The sequence below is a fragment of the Frankia sp. CoBUL1 genome (assembly GCF_978021245.1).
The window spans coordinates 1-6311 of record NZ_CDXDOS010000199.1; the positions used below are offsets into that span (position 1 = coordinate 1).

At 73.2% G+C, this 6311-nt stretch carries 6 protein-coding genes; all 6 read left to right on the forward strand.

Annotated elements, in window-relative coordinates:
• Positions 1–195 (forward strand): DUF6343 family protein (locus tag AC08OX_RS13540; protein ID WP_476608152.1); only part of this gene is annotated, 195 nt, incomplete at its 5' end.
• Positions 196–368: 173 nt separating this feature from the next.
• Positions 369–1670 (forward strand): DUF445 domain-containing protein, encoded by a 1302-nt coding sequence (locus AC08OX_RS13545; protein ID WP_476608153.1) that lies wholly within the window; start codon positions 369–371, stop codon positions 1668–1670.
• 25 nt (positions 1671–1695) lie between these two features.
• A complete protein-coding gene (locus AC08OX_RS13550) occupies positions 1696–3270 on the forward strand; it encodes a glycosyltransferase 87 family protein (protein WP_476608154.1) in 1575 nt (524 codons plus the stop codon).
• A gap of 577 nt (positions 3271–3847) precedes the next feature.
• A complete protein-coding gene (locus AC08OX_RS13555; RefSeq protein ID WP_476608156.1) occupies positions 3848–5113 on the forward strand; it encodes a DEAD/DEAH box helicase in 1266 nt (421 codons plus the stop codon).
• A 312-nt stretch (positions 5114–5425) separates the two neighbouring features.
• Entirely contained in the window at positions 5426–5602 is a 177-nt protein-coding gene (locus tag AC08OX_RS13560; protein ID WP_023840775.1) for a hypothetical protein, read from the forward strand.
• Positions 5603–5879: 277 nt separating this feature from the next.
• On the forward strand, positions 5880–6311 hold a 432-nt coding region (locus tag AC08OX_RS13565), incomplete at its 3' end, for an alpha/beta fold hydrolase (protein ID WP_476608155.1).

Here is a 6311-nt window from a genome sequence, read left to right on the forward strand (position 1 = left end):
TTCCCCCCGGCTCACAGCGCATTCGGGCTACGCCGCGTCCTCGCCGCGTTCGGCCTGGTGTTCTGCGGGGTCTTCGCCGGTTTCTTCGCCGTCCGGGGACAGACAGCCGGCGCAGCCTTCCTCGCCTTCCTCGCCCTCGTCGCCATCGTCGATCTGGTCGTCATCCAGCAACGGATCCGGCGCCAGACCGAATGATCCCCACGCCGGTCCGGATGGGCGGTGCTCCCGCATAAGGTGGCCGAGGATCGCCTCGTCCGGCACCGCCAGGCTCGCCCGCCAGCCTGATCGGTCCGCGCCGATCCGGCTGGCGGAACGAGCAGGAGGATCTCAGTGGGCGGCGGGACGGGCTGCCGACCGAACGGGCGGCGATGAACGATCCGGAGGGTGTCTCCGGGCCGGTGTCGGCTGGCTTCGCGCGCGGCACCACCGACGAGGTGGGCCTGCGCCGCGGGCTTCGCCGGATGCGGCTCATCGCCGGCAGCCTGCTGGCCGCGGTGGTGACGATCTACCTCCTCGCCGCCCGCTGGCAGGCCCACGGTGGCCCGGGGTGGATCGGGTACGTGGCCGCGGCCACCGAGGCGGGCGCGGTCGGCGCACTGGCCGACTGGTTCGCGGTGACCGCGCTGTTCCGCCACCCACTCGGCCTCCCGATCCCGCACACGGCGATCATTCCTCGACGTAAGGACGCGCTTGGTCGGAGTCTGGAGAACTTCGTCGGCACCCACTTCCTCGCCGAGGACGTGATCCGGAAGAAGATCGACGGCATCGGCGTGTCCGCCCGGGCCGGTGCCTGGCTGCGCCAGCCGTCGCACGCCGAACGGGTCACGACCGAGGCGGCGGAGCGGTTCACCGCGGTGGTCTCCGGGATGAACGACGACCTGGTCCGCGAACTCGTCGAGAAGGCGGTGCTGCCCCGCATCGTCGAACGGCCCTGGGCCGGGGCTCTCGGAATGGCGCTGGAACGGGTGGTCGAGGACCGGCTGCACCATCGACTGGTCGACGTGATCGTCACCGAGGCCGAGACCTGGTTGAAGCAGAACCCGGAGGTCTTCACCCGCACCGTGCAGGAGCGGGCACCAAGCTGGTCTCCGAAGTGGCTGGACGAGGCGGTCGCGGCCAAGGCGTACAGCGAGGCGCTGCGCTTCACCGAAGCGCTGCGCACCGACCCCGAGCACCGGGCACGCCGCGCCCTGGACGCGTTCCTGCACGGCTTCGCCGGCCGGCTGCGCACCGACGAGGCGCTGGGACCGCAGGTCGAGCAGATCAAGTACCGGCTCCTGGCCCATCCCAAGGTCGACCGGGTGATCTCCGCCATGTGGGCCACGGCGAAGAGCATCCTGCTCGATCTCGCCTCCGATCCGGGCAGCACGGCCCGGGTCCGCGCGACCGACGAACTCGCGGCCTTCGGCGCCCAGCTCGCCACCGATCCGGAGCTGGCGCGCACCGTCGACCACACCGTGGCGAACGCGGCCACCCGCGTGGTGTGCCGGTACAAGGACGACATCGCCGCGGTCATCGGAGATACTGTCGGCCGCTGGCAGCCCGACGAGGCCTCCCGGCGCATCGAGCTGCACGTCGGTCGCGACCTGCAGTTCATCCGGATTAACGGCACCGTCGTCGGCGCCCTCGTGGGACTGATCATCCACCTGGTCACCGAACTCGCCTTCTGACGCAACGGGTGGAGCTGAGGGAAGCATGCGGGGCAACGAGGACGATCGCCGTGGCGACGAGCGTGGGAGCCGGCCCGGCCCGGATAACCGACAGCTCGTCCGGGGACTGCCATGGCCGACGCCACCCGGTCGGCCCAGCCTGCCGGTCGCCGGACTGATCATGCTGGTCTGGTTCGGACTGATCACCCGGATCGGCCACTACGACGTCGACGTCTTCCTGCGGGCCGGCGCGGCCGTACGGCACGGGCTCGATCCCTATCCCGCCCCCGGCACGGGGGCGGTGTACTCCGGCTTCGCGTTCGTCTACCCCTACCTCACGGCGATGCCGTTCGCGCCGCTGTCCTGCCTGGCACATGCGGACGACATCTTCGTCGCGGGATCCGTGCTCGCCCTGCTCGGCGGGACCCACCTCGCCGGCGCCCGGGACTGGCGGGTGTACGCGCTGGTCATCGCCCCGTCGTGCACCATCATCGGGCTGCAGATGGGCACCCTCAACGCGTTGCTGTTCGCGGGGCTGGCGCTGGCCTGGCAACGACGCGACCGGCCCTGGACCTGTGGCGGCGTCGTCGCGTTGCTCGTCTACAGCAAGCTGTTTCTCGCGCCGCTGCTGCTCTGGCTGCTGCTCGCCCGCCGGTTGCGGGCCTGGATGGTGGCCCTCGCCGGTCTCAGCGCCCTGTTCCTGGCCGGTGAGCTGCTCAGCCCGGTGGGAACAGCCACCTACGTCGGCATGCTGGACGCGCTCGCCCGGGCGGAGGCCCCGAACGGGCTCAGCCTCACCGGCCTGCTTGTCAACATCGGTGTCGCGATGGAGGCCGCCGCCTCGATCGCCCGGCTCTGCGCCTTGGCCGTCCTCGCGGTCTGCTGGGCGGCCACCCGGCGGGGCCACGACGAACGGCTGCTGTTCGCCGGTGCCGTCGCCGCCGCGATCCTCGCCTCCCCGATCGTGTGGAGCCACTACCTTCTCCTGCTGGTCGCACCGCTGCTCGTGCTCAGCGCGCCTCGTCCGAGCCTCGCGGACGCCGGGGTCGGACCGGGCTGCCGGGTCGGATCCGGTGCCCCCATCGGGCCGGACCCCGCCGTGGGATCGGACACTCCGGTGAGACCGGGCACCGCCGCGGGATCGGGCATTCCGGTGGAACCACCCACGTGCGTGGGGCCGGTCTCCCCCGGTCCGACCGCCGCGTTCGCCGTGAGCTCCTGGTTCCTCGTGACGCCCCACCGCAGCACCACCATGGAGCTGCTGGCTGTCACGGCGATCCTCGGGCCACTCGTGCTGAGCTCGCTGCACGCCGGTCGGACGTCGCGGCCGTCGGCCACCCGGCGACGGACCATCGCGGCGGCGGGCGGGCGGGCGGCGACGCCCGCCGGGCTCAGGCTCAGGCTCGGGCTCGCGGTCGTGTTCGGGCTCGGTGACGCGGTGGTGAATCTCGCGGCGGGGCACAGCGCGGCCGGGCGGGTGGTGGGTGCCTACGGGACACTCGTCGGCGTCGTCACCCTGGTGGCCTGGGCCGGGCACGTCACCGCCCGCGACCGGGGACTGCGCACCGCGGCCGGCGACCCGCTCGCCCGAAAGAGCAACCCGGGACGAACCAGCGGGTGAGCCCGAGACGTACAGCCGCAGGATCGGCGTCTCTCACACTCCGCGTGGCGGAACGGCGATGTACCTTGAACAGAACGACGGCTTGCAAGGCCGTCCGCGCCCGGCCGAACGGTCGGGTGTGCGAGGTCGGTGCGAGCGCCCTAGCGGGGATGACCCGCCGGTGGGTCCGGTCGCGAAACCCGGCCGTACCCCCGGCCTCCGGACGATACGCGGACTGGTGTGGGACACCTCATCCAGTCCGGGTGGACCCATGGCGGCCCTGACCTGATCGGCGGATCCTCTGTCTCAGTACGGAAACTCCCAGTCCCACCCGGGCCAGCAGTCCCCCGGCTCCCAGCAGTCGCACGCCCCGCAGCGCCAGCCTCGCCCGGCCCGGGGCCGCGGCGCCGGCGGGCGCGGCCCGCGGTACAGCGGCTCCCGTTCCGGTGGCCCGGCGCGCCCGGCCGGACCGACCATCACCACGCGTGAGCCCCGGCCGCCGGCCGAGTCCTTCGAGGCCGCAGGCCTGCCCCGCCGGCTTGTCAAGGCGCTGGCCGACCGGGACATCGCCGCCCCGTTCCCAGTCCAGGCATCGACCCTGCCCGACGTCCTCGCCGGGGAGAACGTCCTCGGCCGGGCCCGGACCGGCTCGGGCAAAACGCTCGCCTTCGGGCTGCCACTGCTCGCCCGCCTGGCCGGCCAGGGGCCGGCCCAGCCCCGCCGGCCCCGTGCGCTCGTCCTCGTGCCGACCCGCGAGCTGGCCCAACAGGTCAACGATGCGCTTGAGCCCCTGACCAAGGCGCTCAACCTCCGGCTCGCGCCGGTGTACGGCGGGACGTCCATCAGCCGGCAGATCTCCGCGCTGCGCCGCGGTGTGCACCTGGTCGTCGCCACCCCGGGTCGGCTCACCGATCTGGTGGAGCGCGGCGCGTGCGTGCTGGACGGGATCGAGATCACGGTCCTGGACGAGGCCGACTTCATGTGTGACCTCGGCTTCCTGCCCGCGGTGAAGGCACTGCTCGACGCCACTCCGGCGGACGGGCAGCGGCTGCTGTTCAGCGCGACGCTCGACCGGGAGGTCGAGGTGCTCGTGCGCGACTACCTGCCCGACGCGGTCCTGGTCGCGGTGGACTCCGAGGTCTCCCAGGTCACCACGCTCGCCCGGCACGCGCTCGAGGCCGTCGACCGGGCCGCGCAGGTCGCCCTGGTGACCGCGCTCGCCGGCGGCTCGGGGCGCACCCTGGTGTTCGTGCGCACCCAGCGTGACGCCGACTGGGTGGCCGAGTCGCTGAGCCGGGCCGGGGTGCCGGCCGAGCCGCTGCACGGCGGAATGCCGCAGGGGGCGCGGACCCGGGCGCTGGCCGGTTTCACCGACGGCTTCTACCGGGTGCTGGTCGCCACCGACGTTGCCGCCCGCGGCATCCACGTTGACGGCATCCGGCTCGTCGTGCACCTCGGTCCGCCGGAGGACGCCAAGACCTACCAGCACCGAGGCGGACGGACCGCCCGAGCCGGCGCCGACGGCGCGGACGTGCTCGTCACCCTACCCGCCGAACGCGGCAAGGTGCGCGGGCTGCTGCGCGCCGTCGGGATCGAGGCGAGGCCGATCCCGACGACCGCCGACGATCCGATCGTGCTCGAGCTCGCCGGGCCGCCCGCGCCCAGGATCAGCAAGGACGAGATCCCGCTAGCCCGCACGGGCGGCGGGCGGGGACCGCGCGGCGGTACGCCTCGCGGCAACGAGCACCGGCCCGCCCGGCGAGAGGGGCACCGGTTCGGGCGGCCGGCGACCGGGCACGGCCGCCCGCCGCGCCGGGGCGCCGCTCCCGGAACGGCCCCCACCGCGCCGGCACCGACAGCCTGACCGCCGGCTCCGGCGCGCCCCTGCGGGCCTGACCGGACGTCCCGCCCCGGCCGCGGGCTCCGGCCGACCGGCCCCGGTTTCGACCGAGCCGGTTGGCCGGTTGGCCGGTTGAACGCGCCTGACCAACGGCTCGCGCATGCTCTGCGCACGATCCGCGCATGCCAGGGCCATCCGACAGCCAATGAAGGGCGCAACGCATTGCCATCGTTCGGATTTGTGGTGTGACCAAGATCACTTGGAGACTTTGCGCGCCACGTCCACTCGATACCGTTTTAGGGACAGGTGTCGGTAACGATGGAAGGAGCGTTGCGCATGGAACAGGACGAGACGACCCACCTGGTCCCGGGGCTTTCCCTACCAGGTCAGCGGGAGACCGGCTCCGGCGTCCTCGACGGCGCGGAGGTCTTCGAGCCGGCCACGGAGACATTCTCGTTCGGGTCCGTCGCAAACCCGAACCGGCTCCGGCTCGGCGCCTCCCGGTCACTGTGACTCCTGGAGGTCGGCCGCCGTCGGGCGGCCGACCTTGCTGTTTCACCGCCTGTTTCACCGCTGGCGGGTCCGTCGGCCACGAGGAGCGTCGTCCTACCGTCACAGCATGAGCAGCCGCGACGTGACCGCCCCCTCGGTCAACCACGCCCCCGGTCACCACACCCCCGGTTTCGGCGGACCCGTTCGGCCGGGAGAACCACCGGTCGTTCTGGGCCCAGCTGGACGGGCCGGTGCACTACGTCGACCTCGGGGGGCCACCCGACGGCCCGCTGCTGCTGTGCGTGCACGGTCTCGGCGGCTCCCACCTCACCTGGCTCGCCTTCGCCCCGCTGCTCACCCCGGTCTGCCGGTCCCCCGCCTCGCCGCGGCGGTCCTCGCGTACCGCCGCGGCCGCTACACCCCCCACCAGCTCGTCGACAAGAACCTGCGGCGGCTCTGCGCCGACCCCGGCCGCGTCCCGCCGGCGGCGATCGCGGCGCTGGTGCGCCCGGCCTCGCTCGCGCACATGGTCCGCACCGTCCGGCAACCGACGCTGCTCGTCCACGGCTCCGCCGACCGGCTGATCCTGGTGGGCGTGGCACGCCATGTCGCCGCGGAACGCCCGGACTGGCGGGTGGAGATCCTCGACAGGTTCGGCCACATGCCGATGCTCAAGGCGACGGAGCTCACCGCCGAGCTGGTGCTGGACTGGCTGGGCCGGGAGGCCGGG

Coding starts and splice junctions, on each gene's coding strand:
- AC08OX_RS13545 (WP_476608153.1), top strand. CDS start 369: ATGAACGATCCGGAGGGTGTCTCCGGGCCGGTGTCGGCTGGCTTCGCG.
- AC08OX_RS13550 (WP_476608154.1), top strand. CDS start 1,696: ATGCGGGGCAACGAGGACGATCGCCGTGGCGACGAGCGTGGGAGCCGG.
- AC08OX_RS13560 (WP_023840775.1), top strand. CDS start 5,426: ATGGAACAGGACGAGACGACCCACCTGGTCCCGGGGCTTTCCCTACCA.